This window comes from Massilia alkalitolerans DSM 17462 (genome assembly GCF_000427785.1).
Classification (GTDB): domain Bacteria; phylum Pseudomonadota; class Gammaproteobacteria; order Burkholderiales; family Burkholderiaceae_D; genus Telluria; species Telluria alkalitolerans.
Genome location: NZ_ATYR01000021.1, coordinates 1 through 18,358, shown reverse-complemented (window position 1 = coordinate 18,358; position 18,358 = coordinate 1). Strand labels below are relative to the sequence as shown.

Sequence of the window (18,358 nt, the reverse complement as noted above, 5' to 3'; positions counted from 1 at the left end):
CATTTTTCTGCCAATCAAGTCGAAAGTATGCAAATATTATTTGCATAGACAACTCAGCATGCAAATAAAAAAAAGCCTGAGCGGGGAAGCTCAGGCTTTTGTATGCGATTTTGTCACAGAGCGGCGCACTGGCCGCCTTGCGCACTGCGGTAATTACCTACGCGGCCAGGCGCACGTTCGAACGGCCGCCGTCCATCAGGAAGGACAGGCCGACCACCAGCACCAGTTCGCCTTCGGCCGAGCGCGCGGTACCGGTGATGCCTTCGACCGACAGCGCGGTCATCGGTTTGATCACCAGGTCGGCCGTGCCGTCCACGGCGTTCACCGCCAGGATGTAGGGCTGCGGGGCGTTGATGACGATGCCGACGCGTTCCGAGCAGGCTTCGTAGCCCAGCGCCAGGGCCAGCGAACGCACCGGCAGCGGGCGTCCCTGGTCCTTCAGCACCGGGGCTCCGCCCACGCACTGGAACTCTTCCGGCAGCTCGACAACGCGCTCGACGACGGCCATCGGCAGCGCCAGCGAGGCGCCCGAGGTCGACACCAGCATGGTCGGGACGATCGACAGTTCGATCGGCAGGCGGATCGCGAACTTGGTGCCATGGCCGAGCGAAGAATCGATGCGGATCGCGCCGCGGTTCTTTTCGACCGCCGTCTTGACCACGTCCATGCCCACGCCGCGGCCCGACACCGAGGAAGCCACTTCCTTGGTCGAGAAGCCCGGCAGGAACACCAGCTGGTAGGCGTCGTCGTCGTTGGGGGCGCCGTTCTCGCCGATCAGGCCCTTGTCGATCGCCTTGCGGCGCAGCTTGACCGGGTCCATGCCCTTGCCGTCGTCCTGCAGCACGATCATGACGCTGTTGGCTTCCTGCCACGCCTTGAGCAGGATGAAGGCCTTGGCCGGCTTGCCGGCGGCGACGCGCTCTTCCGGCGACTCGACGCCGTGGTCCAGGGCGTTCCTCAGCATGTGCACCAGCGGGTCGTACAGGCTGTCCACCACGACGCGGTCGACTTCGGTCTCGGCGCCTTCGATGGTCAGCTCGACGTCCTTGCCGAGGTCCTTGGCCAGTTCGCGCACCAGGCGCGGGAATTTCTGGAACAGGCGGCCCACCGGCTGCATGCGGGTCGCCAGCGTGGCGCGCTGCAGTTCGGCCGAGTAGCGCGAGGCGCGTTCCAGGGTCTCGGTGAGCGTTGCCATCAGGGCGGCGGCCGGACCTTCGAACTTGAACTGCTGCAGGCGCTCGAGCAGCACGGCGGCCTGGTTGGCGGCCTGCACCGATTCGCCCGCCACTTCCAGCAGCGCGTCGAGCTTGACCGCATCGATACGGATGCTTTCGTCCTTGGCCGGGGCCGCGGCGGCGCGCGCATCGGCGACCTTGTCGTTCTGGCGGCGATCGACGCCATCCCAGCCGCCCTGTTTCGCAGCCGGCGTGGCTTCAGCGACGGACGCGGCGGCAGGCGCGGCGACGGCAGGCGCAGCGGCCACGGCCGATCCGGCCGCAATCGCGGAGCCCGCAGGCACCACGGCGTTGTACATGCCGACCCAGTCCAGGCCATCTTCGCCAGCGGCCGGAACCGGAGCCGAGGCGGCGGCCGGCGCTGCCGCAACCGGGGCGGCCACGGTGGGTGCCGGTGCGGCCACAGGCGCCGGCGCGGCTGCCGGCGCGCTGGTCGCGCCCTTGCCTTCGATCGCGTCCTTCAGGATGCGTTCGAGGGCTTCCGGCATTTGCGCCAGGCTTTCCGGCGGGGTGCCGTTGTTCAGGTCATTGAGCTGGTCCGCCACGAAGCCCGAGGCCTCGAGCGCGGCTTCGATCGCCAGCGGCGTCACCGGCGCGGCGCCGGTGCGCAGGGCGTCGAACAGGTTCTCGGTCAGGTGGCAGGCGGCGACCAGCGCGGGCAGGCCCATGAAGCCGGCGCCGCCCTTGATCGTGTGGAAGGAACGGAACACCGCATTCAGGGTTTCCTTGTTGTCCGGATCGCGTTCGAGGCGCAGCAAATGTTCTTCAACATTCACCGCAAGGTCCATCGCCTCGACGACGAAGTCCTTGAGCATATCGTCCATTAGAACCCCAGATCGGCCAGAAGATCGTCAACGTTGTCCTGGTTCAGCGCCGTATCCGGCACCGACGGGCCCTGCATCAGCGGCGCGGGCGCGGCCGGCACTTCTTTCTTCGCCAGCTTTTCCTTCAGGTCGGCCGGCGCGCTGTCGCGCAGCAGCTGCGCCAGTTCCGATTCCACGGTCTGGGTGATCTTGACTACTTTCTTGATCAGCTGGCCGGTGATGTCCTGGAAGTCCTGGGCCATCATGATCTCGAGCAGGCGCGCCTTCTCGGCTTCGGTGGCTTCGTTCACGGCGGTGGCGAACTGGCGCGAATCGCCGGCCAGGGCCTTGAATTCGTCCAGGCTCAGCTTGCCCGAGAACAGGTCGGCCCAGCGGGTTTCCATGTCCTTGGCCTGCTTCGACAGCAGGTCCTGCGCCGGCATGCCGTCGTCCAGGGTGTTCAGCACCTTGTTGGCGGCCTGTTCGGTCAGGGTGGCGACGTATTCCAGGCGGTCCTGGGCGTCGACGATGGCCGAGGACGCCTCGGTCAGCGCCTTGTCGTAGCCGAGCTCGCGCAGCGAATCGTGCAGCAGGCGCACGATGCCGCCGAGGCGTTCGAACATGGCGTGTTCGCCGTCGCTGGCCACGGCCGGCACGGACGCCGCAGCCGGCGCAGCTGCCGCGGCCGCCACTGGAGCGGCAGCGGCGATCGCCGGCGCACTTGCCGCCGATACCTGGTCGAACAGGGAGTCGAGGTCGTCTTCGTCTGCGACAGCTGCCGCAGCTGGGGCCGGTGCGGGCTCGGCCGCCGGCGCCGGGGCAGGAGCGTTGGCGCGCTGCGCCGCCACTTCCTCGAATAGTGCGTCGAAATCGTCAGCGGCGTCGGTCATAATCCCTGCTTCTCCATGGTGTATAAGTTCGCAATCAGCGGTATTCAGTAGTGTTTACTGCGACCATCCGGGATGGTCCAAAGTCTGCATGCGAGTGTAGCAGCGTAGTTGCCACAGGTAAATCTCGGCGACGGAGACACAACAAAATGGACAGCGAAACTTAATTCCGCGACAATTAAATGGCACGGTTCCTGAATGTTTACACAAGGGAGGTGTTGTTTTTCGTAACTCGATGGTTCTTCTTATCACGGCGCTGCAGTTGCCGAGCAATAAGAACCCAGAGTTTGATCAAGCTCAACAGTTTGCGTTCTTGCAATCGCCGCCGCGCCCGGTACGCCCCAGAATGGCGTGGCCATTGGAGGAGTCATCATGTACCGCAAAATCCTGATCACCACCGACGGCTCGGCCGTGTCGCAGCATACGGCCTGCGCCGGCGTCAAATTTGCGCAACAGATGGGCGCCGAGGTGCTGGCCCTGTTCGTCGCGCCCGATTATCAGTATCCCGTGTACGTGGAAATCATTCCGCCCTCCTATCCGAGCGAAGAAGAATATATCGCGCAGATGTGCCGCATGGGCGAGGAGTACATGGGAAGAATCATGCGCTCCTGCGCTGGCGCCGGCCTGAAGCACAGTTGCATGACCGCGTTTTCCGACACCGCGGCCCTCAAGATCGTCGATATCGCCGAGCAGGAAGGCTGCGACCTGATCTTCATGGGATCGCACGGCCGCAGCGGCTGGGGCCAGCTGTTGCTCGGCAGCGTCACCAACAAGGTGTTGTCGCACACGACCAAGCCGGTGCTGGTGCACCGCCTGATCAGTGAGCCCGCACCTGCTTGACAACGCGGTCGGCGTGAAGAAAGTACGACAGATGCCACTGCCGTCCTGTGTTAGCCTGCATTGGGAAGCACTGAATCAGTGCTTCCCTAGGTCATCGTTGCTTTCACCGAGAAGGATGGTTTTATGATTCGCATCGTCATTGCCGACGACCACACGATCATGCGCGAAGGACTCAAGCGCATCCTCGATGGTGCGCCGGATATCGAGATCGCCGGAGAGGCGACCAACGGTTTCGAAGTGCTGGCCCAGGTACGCCAGGGCGGCTTCGACCTGCTGCTGCTCGACCTGTCGATGCCGGGCCGTAGCGGCGTCGACCTGATCCGCCAGGTTCGCAGCGAGGCGCCCAAGCTGGCGATTCTGATCCTGACCATGCACGAGGAAGAACAGTACGCGGTGCGGGCGATCCGCGCCGGCGCCCAGGGCTACCTCACCAAGGAAAGCGCGGGCACCCAGCTGGTGGGCGCGATCCGCAAGGTGGCGTCGGGACGTCCCTATATCAGTACCGAAGTGGCCGAGCAGCTGGCACTCAATATCATGGCACCGAACGAACAGCTGTTGCATAAACAGCTGTCCGACCGTGAATTCGAGGTGTTTTCGCACCTCGTCGGTGGCAAGTCGATCACCGAAATCGCCAACAGCCTGCACCTGTCGGTCAAGACGGTCAGCACCCACAAGACCCGGATCATGCAGAAGATGGGCATGAGCTCGCTGTCGGAAATGGTCCAGTACGCCGTGGCGCACCGGCTGTTGTCCCCGATGAAAGCCTAGGATTAAGAAGTCTTAGACACGCCACCAGCGGTTTTGTGCCGCAGGTGGCCCCCGCCAGGGGGGCACCCACCTCCCCCTCGCACTGCCACTCCTCCTACAGCGCCTCGCTGACCTCTTCCTCTGTAGTTCAACATCAGGGGTCAGATTATTCCTACAAGCCTGTCAGCCTTCCTACCTACATATTCAGCCATCGCTGATATCCGTGCCGGACTCGTGTTGGCATACTGAATTCAGCGTTTCGACTTGCTTGCGATCCAAGTCCCAGCGTGAGCCCGCTGCTCCGCCCCGTGGTCGCCGAAACCCTGAGTCTTTCACCTGGAGATGAGCATGCAGTCCCAGCCAACGTCAGAACAACGCAACGTCACCCAGCCGACCATGCACTCCCCCATGGAAGCCGGCCGCCAGCGCCAGGGACGCCTCTGGTCCAATCTCAAGGAAGTCTGCGACCTGCTCCGCATCCCGGCCAGTGTCTCGGTGACCTCCGAAGAATTGCTGTTCCAGCATGTCCAGTTCAAGACCGGCCAGCGCGTCCACACCATCGGCCAGGCCTTCGACACCCTGTACATCGTCAACTCGGGTTTCCTGAAAACCGTACTCATCGACGAGTTCGGCAACGAACAGGTGCTGAGCTTCCCGATGAAGGGCGACATGCTGGGCGTGGATGGCATCCACACCCGCCACTACGCCTCGGAAGCGGTGGCCCTGTCCGACTGCGACCTGATCCTGCTGCCGTTCAAGAAACTCACCGCCCTCGGCCGCGTCCACGCCGAGCTCGAGAACATGATGTACGGCGTCATGAGCCGCGAGCTGGTGCGCGAGCAGACCATGATCGGCATGCTCGGCGCCCTCTCGGCAGAAGCGCGCGTGGCCCGCTTCCTGGTCTCGCTGGCCGACCGCTTCGCCGCGATGGGCTACTCGAGCAAGCTGTTCAACCTGCGCATGACCCGCCACGAGATCGGCAGCTACCTCGGCCTGACCCTGGAAACCGTCAGCCGCACCCTGTCGGCCTTCAACGAGATCGGCCTGATCACCGTCGACCAGCGCACCATCGGCATCAAGGACGCCGAAGCGCTCAAGACCCTGCGCCGCCTGCCGCCTTCGCGCTCGCGCACCAAGGGTGGCGCCAAGCAGAAGGCCGAGAGCGAGCAGCCGGGCGACGACCAAGTGCTGGCCACTGCCTGAACAGCTCGTAGCTAAAAAACAACAAGGCCGGTGCCCGCGAGGGCTCCGGCCTTGGTTCTATACGTGGTGTTGCTTTCGTAGCGTGGGCGGCTTTGCCGCCCACGCGTTCAAACCCGGCGAGATCTGCCTGCGGGTAGTTTCAACTGCTAACTATCACCGCGTGGGCAGGAAACCTGCCCACCCTACGATATAGAAGTGGTGTAGCGTCATTGATCCCGCGACAACACCCCATTGTTCACCCGCACCCGGTCGCCCTGGCGGAAGCCCGGATCGTTCTCGAACTGCAGGGTCTGGGTCGCGCCACTGTTCGCATAGCGCACGATGACTTCATAACGCTGGTCGCGGTTCATGTTGCGCTGGACATTGCGCCCTGCCAGGCCGCCGGCCACTGCGCCGGCCACCGTGGCCGCGGTGCGGCCGCTGCCGCTGCCGACCTGGCTGCCGAGCAGGCCGCCGATGACGGCGCCGCCCGCGGTACCCAGGTAGTTGCCATTACCCGACACTTCGATCACATTGACCGCCTCCACGGTGGCGCAGTTGGTGCAGTAGCGCGCCTGGCGCGGTTCGCTGACGCGCGCACCCGCCAGCAGCGGACGGCCCAGCACCGAGGTGGTGGTACGGCCGTTGGCGCGGATGGTGGCGGTCACGCGGCTGTCCGGGGCAATGCGGTCGGCGTTGCGGATGGTATACACGCCGTCGTACTCGCCCGGCCGGACTTCCGGCAGGAAGAACACGCCGCGGGCGCCGGCAATCGCCACTTCGGCACGGCCGCCTGGCGTGCCGAACACCGTGAAGCGCAATTCATTACCCGGGCTCAGATCCGGACTGCCCTGTACGTTGAAGCGCTCGATTGCCAGGTTAGTCGCCAGCTGGCCGCGCTGCTGGCGCGGCGCGTTTGGCTGCAGCAGCGATTCGCTCAGCAGATTGGTGGCAACCTGGTTGCCCAGGCGCAGGTTGGCGGTGACGCCGCTTTCCGGACGGATGCGGTCGTGGGTGCCGATGGTATAGGTGCCGGTGTACTGGCCCGGCTCGACTTCGGTCAGGTTCAGGTTGCGGGTGGCGCCGTCGATGCGCAGGGTCGCGATGCCGCCGGGGCTGCCGTACAGGTCGAAATGCAGCTCGACGCCGGGCGTCAGGCGGCGTACTTCTTCCACGTTGAATCCGTTGATGACCGGCCCATAGGCGCGGTTCTGGTATTGCTGGGCCTGGGCGGTAGCGCTACCCGTCAGGACCGGTCCAAGCATCATTGCCGCAGCGAACGCGGCCTGCAGCAGCTTACTGAAAACCATGGCTTCGCCTCCCCTTGTCGATTGGCAGTACAGGATCACCTTTTATCTGCAGGGAATTGTCGCTCGGGCACGACAAGGGGTCGGTACGCTATCGTACGCAGTGGACGGCGTCCCCGGATGTCACATAGATGCTGTCGCCCGGCTCCGGGCGGATCGCATGGCCACCCGTAAAGGCGCCGAAGGACGGCAGGATCATGCGGTCCTGCCCGACCACGAAGCACGGCAGGCGCAGCGCATCGAAACGGGTCGCCAGCACGTAGACCGGATGGATGTGGCCGGCCAGGGCGTAGCCCGGGGTGGCGAGATCCGGGTGGTGGCAGAAGGCGAAGGGGCCGAGCGCGTGCGGCTCGTCCACCAGGTCGATGCCCAGCGCCGCGGCCGGGTCGCCCGCGTGGCGGTCGTGGTTGCCGCGCACCAGCGTCAGCTGCAAGTCGCGGCGGCGCTCGCGCCAGGCCAGCATGGCCTGCTGGGTGGCGCTGGCATGGGCGGCGCGCGCATGCAGGAAGTCGCCCAGGAATGCGATGTGGCGCGCACCGTGCGCCTCGACCAGGGCGTCCAGCCCTGCCAGGTTCTCGGTGGTGGTCCCACGCGGCACCGGCACCCCGAGGGCGCGGAAGGCCGCCGCCTTGCCGAAATGGATGTCGGCAATGACCAGCATCTTTTCATGCGGCCAGTACAGCGCCTTCTGCGGCAGCAGCAGGAGCGTCTCGCCGGCGACACGGACTGCAACGCTGCTCATGCCGCTGCCGCCTTTTCGAGTTCGCGCACCATGCGCGCCACGCGGTCGGACAGCTTCTCGGTGCTGACCTTCTCGCGGAAGCGCTCGACCATCAGCGCGAAGCCGAAAGGCGTGGCGCGCTTGACCTCGCGATAAGCGACGCGGCGCCCGTGCAGTTCGACCAGCGTCTCGCGCAGGCGCGTCAGCTCCAGCTCCTGCTCCAGCACTTCGCGCTGGGCCTGGGTGAGCAGCAGGTTGCCCGCATCGTGCTTGCGGAAGACCTCGAAGAACAGCGAAGACGAGGCCTGCAGCTGGCGGTTCGACTTCGGCTGGCCGGGATAGCCCTGGAACACCAGGCCGGCGATGCGCGCCACCTCGCGGAAGCGCTGCTGTGACAGCTGGGTCGCATTCAGGCTGCCCAGCACGTCTTCCAGCAGGCAGTCGGTGCTGAACAGATCCACCTCGGAACCCATTTCCGCGGCAAAGATGCGGGACCAGTCCACCGGTTCGGGCGCGAGCAGCTCGAAGCCGTAATCGTTGATCGCGATCGAGAAGGTCGAGGGCTGCATGCGGCCGATCCGATAGGCGAACAGCGAGGCCAGTCCCATGTGCACCGAGCGCCCCGCGAAGGGATAGACGAACAGGTGCCAGCCTTCGCGGCTCTTCATGCTCTCGATGACCAGGGTCTCGCTGGTCGGCAATGCCGACCAGCGGCACTGGATCTCGATCAGCGGCCGCAGCGCTTCCATCTCGGGGCTGTCGTAGATGCCTTCGGACGCCAGGCGCAGCTCTTCCAGCGCCGCATGCGCCAGTTCGGACGACATCGGCATCTTGGCGCCCTGCCAGCGCGCAATCGCCCCGCGGTTGCTGGTGGCGCGCTTGACGAACGCCGTCATCTCGTGCACGCGCACGAATTCCAGGATGCGCCCGCCGAACAGGAAGTGGTCGCCGGGCTTGAGGCGTGAGATGAAGGATTCCTCGACGCTGCCGATGCGGCCCCCGCTCATGTATTTCACGGAGATGGTGGAATCGGACACGATGGTGCCGATGCCCATGCGGTGGCGTCGTCCGATCGCCGTATCCGGCACCCGGTACACGCCCTCCTCGTCCGGCAGCACGCGCCGGTATTCCGGATAGGCCAGCAGGCTCTGGCCGCCGCGCGCGACGAAATCGAGTGCCCATTGCCATTCTTCCTCGTCCAGGTTGCGGTATGACCAGGCGCGCCTGACTTCCTGGTACAGCTCACTGGAAATGAAACCGCCGCCCAGCGCCACCGTCACCAGGTGCTGCACCAGCACGTCGAAGGGTTTGTTGGGCACGTAGCGCCCCTCGATGCGGCGCGCCGCCACCGCCTTCTTGGCGCCGGCCGCCTCCAGCAGTTCCAGGCTGTTGGTCGGCACCAGGGTCACGCGCGAGACCCGCCCCGGCGCATGGCCGCTGCGCCCGGCGCGCTGCAGCAGGCGCGCGATGCCCTTGGCGCTGCCCACCTGCAGCACGCGCTCGACCGGCAGGAAGTCCACGCCCAGGTCCAGGCTGGCGGTGCAGATGACCGCCTTCAGCTCGCCTTTCTTGAGCCCCATCTCGACCCATTCGCGCACCTCGCGGTCGAGCGAGCCGTGGTGCAGCGCGACGATGCCGGCCCAGTCGGGCCGCTCGTCGATGATGTTCTGGTACCAGATCTCCGACTGGGCGCGGGTATTGGTGAACACCAGGGTCGCTTCGTGCAGCTCGATCTCGCGGATCACCGGACCGAGCATCTGCAGGCCCATGTGGCCGCCCCAGGGGAAGCGCGCCACGTTCTCCGGAATCAGGCAGTCCACCTCGATTCTCTTGCGCATATCGCCCTCGACCAGCACGCCCTCGTCGCCACCGAGCAGCACGTGGCGCGCCAGGTCCAGGTTACCCATGGTGGCCGAGACGCCCCACACCAGCAGTTCCGGGCGCCAGCGGCGCAGGCGCGCCAGCGCCAGCTGCACCTGCACGCCGCGCTTGCTGCCCATCAGTTCGTGCCATTCGTCGATGACGATCATGTCCAGGTGCCTGAACTGCTCGGCGGCTTGAGCGTGGCTCAGCATCAGCGACAGGCTCTCGGGCGTGGTCACCAGGGTGGCCGGCATCTTGCGCGACTGGCGCGCGCGCTCGGCCGAGCCGGTGTCGCCGGTGCGCGCGCCTACCTGCCACTCGGGCATGAGCTGGGCAGCGGACTCTTCCAGCGCGCGCATGGTGTCGGCGGCCAGGGCGCGCATCGGGGTGATCCACAGCACCCGCAGGCCGGCCGTGTGGCGGCCGGTCTTGAGGCCGGCGCGCTGCAGGGCCGCGAACCAGACGGCGAAGGTCTTGCCGGCGCCGGTATTCGCATGCAGCAGGCCGGACTGGCCTTTCAAGGCCGCTTTCCACACCTTGCGCTGGAAGGGGAACACGGTCCAGCCGCGCGCGGCGAACCAGGCGTCGATGCGTTCGGTGACAGGATTCTTGCTCATGCACCAGCCGCGGCCAGCAGGCCTTTCAAGGTGTCGAGGGTATCGGCCTCCTCTACCGGCTTGTCGAAACGGCGCCGCAGGATGCGCGGGAAGCGCACCGCGATGCCGGCCTTGTGCCGCGTCGACAGGGCGATGCCCTCGAAGCCGATCTCGAACACCATGGTCGGCTTCACCGAGCGCACCGGCCCGAATTTCTCGATGGTGGTCTTGCGCACCGCATTGTCGACCTGCTGGATCTCGGCGTCCGTGAGCCCGGAATAGGCCTTGGCGAAGGGGACCAGCTTGCGTTCCCCGCCCTCCCCGTCCCACACCGCGAAAGTGTAGTCGGTGTAGAGCGAGGCGCGGCGGCCGCTGCCGGCCTGGGAGTAGATCAGCACCGCGTCCACCGTGTAGGGATCGACCTTCCACTTCCACCAGGTGCCGACGTCCTTGGTGCGGCCCACGCCGTACTGGGCGCTCCTCGCCTTGAGCATCATGCCTTCCACGCCGCGCTCGCGCGATTCGCTGCGCAAGCTGGCCAGCACTTCCCAGCTGTCGGCCCGGATCACGGGCGAGAGCCGCAGTTGCGGCAGGTCGATCGCCGCCACCTCGGTTTCCATCAGCGCGCGCCGCTCGTGCTGGGGCAGCGCGCGCAGGTCGACGCCGCCGAATTCGAGCAGGTCGTAGCAGCACAGCACCGCCGGCAGTTCATTGAGCAGCTTGGCGCTGAGGGTCTTGCGGCCGATGCGCTTCTGCAGGTCGGCAAAGGGCGCAGGCGCATCGACGCCGGGATGCCAGATCAGGACTTCGCCATCGAGCACCGTGCCTTCCGGGATGCGCACATTGGCCAGCTCGGGAAAGCGCTCGGTGATCAGGTCTTCGCCGCGCGACCACAGGAAGTTCTGGCCGCCGCGGCGCACCAGCTGGGCGCGGATGCCGTCGTACTTCCACTCCACCTGCCAGTCGTCGATTTCCCCCAGCGCGGCGGGTTCGCCCTGCAGCTGGTGCGCCAGGAAGAAGGGATAGGGCTGGCCGCCGCGCAGGGTGTGTTCTTCATCGGACTGCGCGGCGATCAGCTGCAGGAAGCTGGTGGCGGTCGGCCGCACCGAGTTGTCGGTCCAGCCCATCAGCCGCTGGGCGATCAGCTTGCTGTCGACCGCCGCAATCGCCGCCAGCGCGCGTGTCACCAGGAGGCGCGATACGCCGACCCGGAAACCTCCGCCGATCAGTTTGACGAACAGGAAGCGTTCGCGCCAGTCGAGTTCATCCCAGGCCGCATACAGGGCCTCCCTGATCGTGCCCGGGTCGGCGCCGCGCAGCGGGCCGATCCTCTGCTCCATCCACTCGGCCAGCCCGACGTCGCTGCGCCGCGTGGGCGGCGGCAGGATGTGGGCGATGGTCTCGGCCATGTCGCCCACCGCATGGTAGGACTCGTCGAACAGCCACTCGTCCAGGCCCGCGTACTCGATCGCGTACTGGCGCAGCAATTTCGTCGGTACGGCTTGCCGTGGCTTGCCGCCGGCGAGGAAGTACACGGCCCAGGCCGCGTTTTCGGGGGCGGCGTGCGAGAAATAGGATTGCAGGGCGTCGAGCTTGCGGGTGGTGGAGGTGGTTTCGTCGAGTTCGGCGTAGAGGCGGGCGAATTCACGCATCGGGCGCTCCTTCCGCTTCCCCTTCCTTCGGCGCCTTGTTCGCCGCCGCGCCGGCCGGAGGACTTGCCTCGTCCTCTTCCTCGTCGCCGTACTCGGTATCGAAGCCCTTGGCATCCAGCCCGTTCTGGCACAGCCAGCGCACCATGGTCGGGATCGAGCCGTGGGTGACGATGATCTGCTGGGCTTCGGTAGCCTTGATGGCGCTCATCAGGCCGGGCCAGTCGGCGTGATCCGACAGCACGAAGCCGCGGTCGACGCCGCGCCGGCGCCGTGCGCCGCGCAGCAGCATCCAGCCGCTGGCGAAGGAATCGCTGTAGTCGCCGAAGCGCTTCATCCAGGGCGAGCCGCTGGCGGACGGCGGCGCGATCACGATCGCGCGCCGCAAGGCCGCCTTGTCGATCTCGCCCACCATGACGGTCTCGGGCAGCTCGACCCCACCTACCCGATAGACCCGGTTGAGCGGCTCCACCGCTCCATGGCAGACGATCGGCCCGATCGACGCATCCAGGCGCGACAGGATGCGCTGGGCCTTCCCAAACGCGTAGGCGAACACCACGCTGCAGCGCCCTTCCTCGGCATTGCGGCGCCACCAGGCATTCATCTCGTCGATGACCTGCTGCTCGGGGTCCCAGCGGTAGATCGGCAGGCCGAAGGTGGATTCGGTGATGAAGGTGTCGCAGCGCACCGGCTCGAAGGGCGCGCAGGTCTTGTCCGGCTCCACCTTGTAGTCGCCGGACGCGACCCAGACCTCGCCGCCGCACTCCATGCGGATTTGCGCCGAGCCAAGCACATGGCCGGCCGGGTGCAGCGAGATGGTGACACCATTATGGGTAATCGTTTCGCCGTATTCCAGGCCCTGCACGTGGATGTCGCCCAGGCGCGATGTGAGCACGCCCACGCCGGGCGCGGCTGCCAGGTAATGCCCGTGACCATAGCGCGCATGGTCACCGTGGGCATGCGTGATCACGGCCCGGTCGACCGGGCGCCAGGGATCGATGTAGAACCCTCCAGGTACGCAATACAAGCCTTCCTTGCGGACGACGACCATGTCCCCCATGCGGTCCCTTCACATAAAATGCGCGCCTTAAGCCGGCTCGAGAAACTCGGCCAGGAAGGTGCGCGGTTCTTCCTGGTCGGGAAATTCCAGTGTCACCTGGTCTCCGGCAACGGCGACGATCACGCCCTCGCCATGCTTCGGCGCCCTGACGCGGCTGCCGACCTCGAACTTCGGGCCGGAAGACGCGGGCGCCGGTTCGCGGTCGAACTCGTCGTCGCGGATCTCGATTTCTTCGAGCGCCAGCGCCGGCGGGTTCAGGCAGTTGTCGCACTTGCAGCACTTCTCGAAGCCCTCGACTTCGTCGCCAAAGTAATCCAGCAACAGCTTCCAGCGACAGAATCCGCTTACCGCATAGCCTACCATTTGCTCGAGCGCTTCGCGGTCCCGTTCAGCCTTCTGAACATATACCTCCGCCAGTTGCCCGAACACTTGCGGGTCAGGCTCCCCCTTGGCCAACACGTACTCGAGCTTGCGGTTCTGGCGCAGCAACTTGCCGTCCTTGAGCAGCTTGATGCACACCTTGAGCTTGGCTTCGCCCGCCTCTTCCAGCGCTTCTTCCAGTCGCGCGGTGGTGACAGGCGCCTCTTGCGCCAGCTCGCGCACGACGGTATAGACCGTCTGCAGCTCGGCCGCCGCCGGATAGTGCTTGACCAGGAAGAATTGCTGGATACGCTTGTCGTCCTGCAGGAACAGCAGCGTGCAGCTGGCGTCCAGCCCGTCGCGTCCGGCGCGGCCCGATTCCTGGTAATAGGATTCGAGGTTGGCGGGAATCTGCAGGTGGATCACGAAGCGGGTATCGCTCTTGTCGATACCCATGCCGAAAGCATTGGTGGCGACCATCACGCGCCGCTCGCCGTCCATGAACAGGTCCTGGTTCAGCTTGCGCTCGGCGCTGGACAGCTTGCCGTGGTAGATCGTGACCGATTCGCCGGCCTCTTCCAGCACCGCCAGCATCTCTTCGGCCATCTTGACGGTGGCGGCGTAGACGATGCCGGTTCCTTCCGTCTCCTGCACCAGCTTGCGTGCCTGCATCAGCTTTTCCTGGGGATTGGTCACCTGGATCACGCTGTAATGCAGATTCGGCCGGTAGATGCCGGTGTTGATGACGTTCAGCTTGCGGCCCAGCTGCTTGCCGATGTCGGCCATGACCTCGTCGGTCGCGGTCGCCGTCAGGGCCAGCACCGGCGGCTTGCCGAGGGCGTCGAGGGCGGCGGACAGGCCGATGTAGGCCGGGCGGAAGTCGTGCCCCCATTGCGAGATGCAGTGGGCTTCGTCGACCACAACGATGTCGAGCGTGACCTGCTGGAGCACGGCGATGAATTCGGGCGAGACCAGGCGTTCCGGGGTGCAGAACACGATCTCGCAGGCTTCGCTGGCGATCGCCTCGATCGCGGCCGCTTCCTCCTCGGCGTTGAGGCTGCTGTTGACCTGGACCGAACGGATGCCCAGTTCTTCGAGTTTTTCGAGCTGGTCCTTCATCAGGGAAATCAGGGGTGAGACGACGATGGTGATCCCTTCGAGCATCTTGGCGGGGATCTGGTAGCACAGCGACTTGCCGCCGCCGGTAGGCATGATCGCCAGCGTGTCCTTGCCGTCGAGGACGCTATCGATGATGCGTTGCTGGCCGTCGCGCAGCTGTTCGATCCCGAAGGTGGAACGGAGCAGGCGGCGGATGGTATTGCGGCGCACGGCGAGCAGGCCGCGGTGCAGGAGTTTGGGTTCGTGTCGGGTCATGATGGAGGCTACTCTATGCCCGCCGCATCACGGCACATATAGGACGCAGCCTACCTCACCCGTAGGAACTCAACTTTTCACATAACTAAAATTCATCGTGACAATGTCACAAGGTTTACTCCTACAAACCCACGGAGGTTTTGCCGATGGTTACCGTCGAGAGGAGTGACTAAGATGACACCATCCTCACTACGCATCTCAACCGATCAGGAGTCTCATCATGGCACGCCGTCACCCAATGACCTGGACCGCAGTCCACCTGGCACTGGCCAGTGCGGCCACCTGGCTGCTGTTCGAGACCGAGGCGCTGACCGGTTCCCTGCTGCTTGCTTTTCACTGAATGGCAGTAGCTGAATGTGCCGCCTGCATTGAACGGCGAACATCGCTAAGTTTCTCCCTTCGCGCCTGTCCGTATATTTTATGACGTCAAAAGCCGGATGACCGTATCGATTGAATAAGGTTTTTCGACGAAAGGAAAACGGCGAGTGTGCTGCTCCCAATAGGCACGCGCAGTAAATCCTGACGTCAACACCATTTTGACAGACGGGTAAGCGTCGGCGACAATTTCTGCGAGATCAAGCCCGTTCATGCAGGGCATCATTACGTCGGAAAAAACCGCATTGATATCCGCATTCGCTTTCAGGAGATCGAGTGCTTCACGCGCCGAGTAAACCACCCGGACATCGATGCCGTGGCAGGTCAGCAATTCTCCCGTTATATTCGCAAGATCTGGCTCGTCGTCGACGACCAGGGTTATGAAGCGAGGTCCTGCAAGTTTGTCGGTTTCTTCTACGCAGCTGGTATCTTCGATCATGGCTGCCTTGGTCTCAACGCATCCTGATATCTGCCACAGCATCGGGAAGGCTGAATCCCACCGGCAAGCGAGGCATTGTCACGGTGAACGTCGTTCCATCTTCCGGATTGGACGTGACGTGAATCTTCCCCTCATGTGCATGGATGATCTCGCGGGCAATGTAGAGACCGATACCCAGGCTGGTGCGCTCCGTATAGTCATGCTCCATGTGGCTGGCGTGCGACGCGATGCGTACCATGGGATCAAAAATGCTTGCCATCTTTTCTGGAGGGATGATCTCTCCTCGATTGGTCACGGAGATGCTCACATGATCGCCATCACTGGCAAGCCGGACGCTCACAGGTAAATCCAGGCCGCTGTACTGGATCGCGTTGCCGATCAAATTCGACAGCGCTTGCGCCAGGCGCCCCTCATCGAAGATGGCGTCAAGCTTCCCTGGCACCTGCAGATTGATCGAGCGCTCGGGATGGAAGGTGCGTGCCTCGTTGACGACCTCTTCACACAGCCCGACCAGGCTGCTTTGCTTGACGCGGATAGGGATGCCGGGACCGAGGTGGGTGCGCGTGAAATCGATCAAGTCATTGATCAACTTGCTCATGCGTTTCCCACTATTGAACATCCGTGTTGCAACCAGAATGTATTTCGGCGGCAGGTCGACCGCTTGCATAAGAAAACTCGATCCCGAGACCACGGTACCGAGCGGATTGCGCAGATCGTGTCCAAGAATCGCAAGGAACATGTTCTGCGATTGCTTGACCATGAATTCGTAGCGGGCAATCGATTCAGCCAGCGCTTGGTCGACCGCTTCATTAAAACGGGTAATGTCGGCAAGATCGCTGCGCTGATGCCCTCCCGTGTCAGCCGCCCACAGCATCAACACGCTCGAACGCAATGCGCGGTACTCGGAGACGAGCTGGACAACCGTATAGCCCGACAAAAGGCGCGCCTCGGCATGTGTTTCAGCGGCCGTATCGTCGGGGCCACGCTTTCCGAGCCCGCGCGACTTGGCGATCTGCTCGTATTCGGATTGGGGTGTTGCCAGATCGGCAGCAAAGGCATGCAGCATTTGCTTGGCATGGTCGCGCAGTTCGACATCGTCCATCGTCAGGGCCGGCGGCTCGATCGTTCGCGCAAAATCCTCCCACGCCTGCATGATGGGCTCCATGTTATTTTCGATGAAACGGCTTAATCCATATTGGATCATGAGAAATACCTTTATATTGCCGATTCAGCGAGATTCACCTAGAGCGGAAATTCATATTAACACCCATTTGATATGGCAGTTTCTTTATCGGGCAATTCTGAATTAGGCGGGAATTACATGTTAAATAAGGAAAAACACCTGTACAATATTGGCCCGTAAATTCCCGCCCTGATTCGACAACATTTTCTCAGGCTTTTTAATCGGGTGGCGATAAGAGGAAAACAAGCCTATCAATTTTTCGCGGCGATTTGCAGGGCAATGCTAGAGATGCTTGTAGAAAAAGGTCGTCGCGCAGAATGCGCCGTCGGGCATGAGCGCAAACTTCGGCACCACGCCGGCGCGCTGCCATCCGGCCCGCTCGTACAGGCGCTCGGCGTCGCCACCCGTCACCGTATCGAGCACCAGCACGGTTTTCCCCTCCTCCTTCGCCACCACGTCGAGCGCCGCCATCAGCTGCTGTGCGACCCCGGCGCGGCGCGCGCGGCGATGCACCAGCATCTTGGCGACGTCGGCCCGGTGCGGCTGGTTGTCAGGCATCGCCATGACGAGCTGCACGGTGCCGACGATCCGGCCCGCGCCGTCTTCGGCCACCAGCAAGGCGCGCTCGCCGCGTGCGACGCCGTCGGCCACGCTACGCCAGAAGGCCAGCGCCTTGTCGCGCGCCAGCGGCAGCATGAAGCTCACGGAAGCGCCGCCTTCGACGCAATCGACCAGCACGTCCGCCAGCGCCTCGACGGCGGCCGCGGCTTCCCCGGCGCCGAGGCGCCGCACAATCGGGTATTCGCTCATGGGTTCCTCCGGTTCGACGTCACCAGCGCCACCAGGTAGCGCGCATCCCTGGCGCCGGGGTTGTGGAAGCTGACCGGGCGGTCCACGCGCATCGCCAGGCAGTCGCCTGCCGCCAGCTGCCAGCGGGCGTCGCCGACCGTGATGTCCATCTCTCCGTCGATCATCCATACCTGCTGCTGAATGTCGGCGTCGCGCATCGCCGTATCGAAAGCCACGCGCTGCCCGGCCGGGAACACGACCTCGACCAGCTGGATCGGCGAAGGCGCCGCCGGAGACAGGTGGCGGCGCTGGTAGCCGCTGACCGGATCGGTCCATACCGCTTGCTCCGCGGCGCGCGATAGCGGCGAAGGCGGGGTGTCGCCCTCGCCGCCCCCCTCGAACAGCGCCGCCAGCGGGACGCCGAGGGCGGTGGCCAGCTTGTCGAGCACCGTGGCGGTGGCGCTGCTCTCGCCGCGCTCGATCAGGGAGATGGTCGAGCGGCCTACGCCGCTCAACTCGGCAAGGGTGGCCAGAGAGAAGCCCCGTTCCTCGCGCAGGGTCCGCACGCGGCGGGAGATCAGTTCGTTGATGTCCATGAATCCATTATAATGGATTTAAACATCCGGTAAACTGGATATCGCGACCATAAAAAAAGGCAATGGGATGGACGCCCCCTCCCGAAACGGCATCGATGTGCCAAAGTGGAAGTGTCAACTGACCACGACATCGAGGGGGGCGTCATCATGAAGATTACGACAATTGGCATCGACCTGGCAAAGGATGCGTTCCAGGTCCACGGCATAGGTGAGCAAGGTGAGGTTCGAGTAAAACGGCAGCTCAAGCGTAGGGAAATGATGGAGTTCTTCACGCGTATCGAGCCCTGCCTGATCGGCATGGAGAGCTGTGGTGGTGCCCACTATTGGGCACGGCGGCTTCGCGACGTGGGCC

The 18,358-nt window shown here is 64.3% G+C and carries 15 protein-coding genes and 1 pseudogene; 4 read left to right on the top strand and 12 right to left on the bottom strand.

What is annotated here, in order from left to right; genetic code table 11:
- Nucleotides 1-157 precede the first annotated feature (157 nt).
- Together YWC_RS0118530 and YWC_RS0118525 are read right to left on the bottom strand one after the other, a co-directional pair.
- Entirely contained in the window at nucleotides 158-2,059 is a 1,902-nt protein-coding gene (locus YWC_RS0118530; protein ID WP_027866729.1) for a chemotaxis protein CheA, read from the bottom strand.
- Nucleotides 2,059-2,928: a protein phosphatase CheZ gene (locus YWC_RS0118525; RefSeq protein WP_027866728.1), complete on the bottom strand. Its 870-nt coding sequence runs from the start codon at nucleotides 2,926-2,928 to the stop codon at nucleotides 2,059-2,061. Before YWC_RS0118525 ends, YWC_RS0118530 begins: the two co-directional genes overlap by 1 nt.
- A gap of 369 nt (nucleotides 2,929-3,297) precedes the next feature.
- Here YWC_RS0118525 and YWC_RS0118520 point away from each other — a divergent pair, with 369 nt between their 5' ends.
- The 3 genes from YWC_RS0118520 to YWC_RS0118510 all read left to right on the top strand — a co-directional run bounded on the left by YWC_RS0118520 (nucleotide 3,298) and on the right by YWC_RS0118510 (nucleotide 5,715).
- The gene (locus YWC_RS0118520) at nucleotides 3,298-3,765 is read left to right on the top strand and encodes a universal stress protein (protein ID WP_027866727.1); all 468 of its coding nucleotides are present in this window, start codon (nucleotides 3,298-3,300) and stop codon (nucleotides 3,763-3,765) included.
- Between the two features lie 123 nt (nucleotides 3,766-3,888).
- Nucleotides 3,889-4,533 carry a response regulator gene (locus tag YWC_RS0118515; RefSeq protein WP_027866726.1) on the top strand — a complete coding sequence of 215 codons (645 nt, stop codon included), beginning with the start codon at nucleotides 3,889-3,891 and terminating at the stop codon, nucleotides 4,531-4,533.
- Nucleotides 4,534-4,920: 387 nt separating this feature from the next.
- Nucleotides 4,921-5,715: a Crp/Fnr family transcriptional regulator gene (locus YWC_RS0118510; protein WP_027866725.1), complete on the top strand. Its 795-nt coding sequence runs from the start codon at nucleotides 4,921-4,923 to the stop codon at nucleotides 5,713-5,715.
- A 206-nt stretch (nucleotides 5,716-5,921) separates the two neighbouring features.
- On the opposite strand, the gene YWC_RS31700 is transcribed toward YWC_RS0118510, so the two are convergent.
- The 10 genes from YWC_RS31700 to YWC_RS0118455 form a co-directional block, all read right to left on the bottom strand.
- Nucleotides 5,922-7,004 carry an outer membrane lipoprotein gene (locus YWC_RS31700; RefSeq protein ID WP_051306557.1) on the bottom strand — a complete coding sequence of 361 codons (1,083 nt, stop codon included), beginning with the start codon at nucleotides 7,002-7,004 and terminating at the stop codon, nucleotides 5,922-5,924.
- Between the two features lie 88 nt (nucleotides 7,005-7,092).
- Nucleotides 7,093-7,743, bottom strand: coding sequence for a ligase-associated DNA damage response endonuclease PdeM (gene pdeM / locus YWC_RS0118500; protein ID WP_027866724.1), 651 nt, complete (start codon nucleotides 7,741-7,743; stop codon nucleotides 7,093-7,095).
- On the bottom strand, nucleotides 7,740-10,202 hold the full coding sequence (locus YWC_RS0118495) for a ligase-associated DNA damage response DEXH box helicase (protein ID WP_027866723.1): 2,463 nt from the start codon (nucleotides 10,200-10,202) through the stop codon (nucleotides 7,740-7,742). Before YWC_RS0118495 ends, pdeM begins: the two co-directional genes overlap by 4 nt.
- Nucleotides 10,199-11,833 carry an ATP-dependent DNA ligase gene (locus YWC_RS0118490; protein WP_027866722.1) on the bottom strand — a complete coding sequence of 545 codons (1,635 nt, stop codon included), beginning with the start codon at nucleotides 11,831-11,833 and terminating at the stop codon, nucleotides 10,199-10,201. Before YWC_RS0118490 ends, YWC_RS0118495 begins: the two co-directional genes overlap by 4 nt.
- Nucleotides 11,826-12,890 (bottom strand): ligase-associated DNA damage response exonuclease, encoded by a 1,065-nt coding sequence (locus tag YWC_RS0118485; protein WP_027866721.1) that lies wholly within the window; start codon nucleotides 12,888-12,890, stop codon nucleotides 11,826-11,828. The genes YWC_RS0118490 and YWC_RS0118485 overlap by 8 nt, the downstream gene beginning before the upstream one ends.
- 27 nt (nucleotides 12,891-12,917) lie before the next feature.
- Nucleotides 12,918-14,624, bottom strand: a complete 1,707-nt coding sequence (locus YWC_RS0118480; RefSeq protein ID WP_027866720.1) for a RecQ family ATP-dependent DNA helicase — start codon at nucleotides 14,622-14,624, stop codon at nucleotides 12,918-12,920.
- A 418-nt stretch (nucleotides 14,625-15,042) separates the two neighbouring features.
- Entirely contained in the window at nucleotides 15,043-15,438 is a 396-nt protein-coding gene (locus YWC_RS0118470; RefSeq protein WP_027866719.1) for a response regulator, read from the bottom strand.
- 13 nt (nucleotides 15,439-15,451) lie between these two features.
- Nucleotides 15,452-16,603, bottom strand: a complete 1,152-nt coding sequence (locus tag YWC_RS0118465; RefSeq protein ID WP_229413137.1) for a sensor histidine kinase — start codon at nucleotides 16,601-16,603, stop codon at nucleotides 15,452-15,454.
- A 300-nt stretch (nucleotides 16,604-16,903) separates the two neighbouring features.
- Nucleotides 16,904-17,431: a GNAT family N-acetyltransferase gene (locus tag YWC_RS0118460; RefSeq protein WP_027866717.1), complete on the bottom strand. Its 528-nt coding sequence runs from the start codon at nucleotides 17,429-17,431 to the stop codon at nucleotides 16,904-16,906.
- Nucleotides 17,428-18,006, bottom strand: coding sequence for a helix-turn-helix domain-containing protein (locus tag YWC_RS0118455; protein ID WP_027866716.1), 579 nt, complete (start codon nucleotides 18,004-18,006; stop codon nucleotides 17,428-17,430). Before YWC_RS0118455 ends, YWC_RS0118460 begins: the two co-directional genes overlap by 4 nt.
- Nucleotides 18,007-18,153: 147 nt before the next feature.
- Between YWC_RS0118455 and YWC_RS33585 the strand changes: the two are divergent.
- Nucleotides 18,154-18,358 (top strand): annotated as a pseudogene (locus YWC_RS33585) (IS110 family transposase); the annotation flags it as partial.

What these genes read in the sequence shown, in the direction of transcription:
- YWC_RS0118530 (WP_027866729.1), bottom strand. Translation starts at nt 2,059, where the DNA reads ATGGACGATATGCTCAAGGACTTCGTCGTCGAGGCGATGGACCTTGCG.
- YWC_RS0118470 (WP_027866719.1), bottom strand. Translation starts at nt 15,438, where the DNA reads ATGATCGAAGATACCAGCTGCGTAGAAGAAACCGACAAACTTGCAGGA.
- YWC_RS0118510 (WP_027866725.1), top strand. Translation starts at nt 4,921, where the DNA reads ATGGAAGCCGGCCGCCAGCGCCAGGGACGCCTCTGGTCCAATCTCAAG.
- YWC_RS0118480 (WP_027866720.1), bottom strand. Translation starts at nt 14,624, where the DNA reads ATGACCCGACACGAACCCAAACTCCTGCACCGCGGCCTGCTCGCCGTG.
- YWC_RS0118465 (WP_229413137.1), bottom strand. Translation starts at nt 16,603, where the DNA reads ATGGAGCCCATCATGCAGGCGTGGGAGGATTTTGCGCGAACGATCGAG.
- YWC_RS31700 (WP_051306557.1), bottom strand. Translation starts at nt 7,004, where the DNA reads ATGGTTTTCAGTAAGCTGCTGCAGGCCGCGTTCGCTGCGGCAATGATG.
- YWC_RS0118515 (WP_027866726.1), top strand. Translation starts at nt 3,889, where the DNA reads ATGATTCGCATCGTCATTGCCGACGACCACACGATCATGCGCGAAGGA.
- YWC_RS0118495 (WP_027866723.1), bottom strand. Translation starts at nt 10,202, where the DNA reads ATGAGCAAGAATCCTGTCACCGAACGCATCGACGCCTGGTTCGCCGCG.
- YWC_RS0118460 (WP_027866717.1), bottom strand. Translation starts at nt 17,431, where the DNA reads ATGAGCGAATACCCGATTGTGCGGCGCCTCGGCGCCGGGGAAGCCGCG.
- YWC_RS0118525 (WP_027866728.1), bottom strand. Translation starts at nt 2,928, where the DNA reads ATGACCGACGCCGCTGACGATTTCGACGCACTATTCGAGGAAGTGGCG.
- YWC_RS0118490 (WP_027866722.1), bottom strand. Translation starts at nt 11,833, where the DNA reads ATGCGTGAATTCGCCCGCCTCTACGCCGAACTCGACGAAACCACCTCC.
- pdeM (WP_027866724.1), bottom strand. Translation starts at nt 7,743, where the DNA reads ATGAGCAGCGTTGCAGTCCGTGTCGCCGGCGAGACGCTCCTGCTGCTG.
- YWC_RS0118485 (WP_027866721.1), bottom strand. Translation starts at nt 12,890, where the DNA reads ATGGGGGACATGGTCGTCGTCCGCAAGGAAGGCTTGTATTGCGTACCT.
- YWC_RS0118520 (WP_027866727.1), top strand. Translation starts at nt 3,298, where the DNA reads ATGTACCGCAAAATCCTGATCACCACCGACGGCTCGGCCGTGTCGCAG.
- YWC_RS0118455 (WP_027866716.1), bottom strand. Translation starts at nt 18,006, where the DNA reads ATGGACATCAACGAACTGATCTCCCGCCGCGTGCGGACCCTGCGCGAG.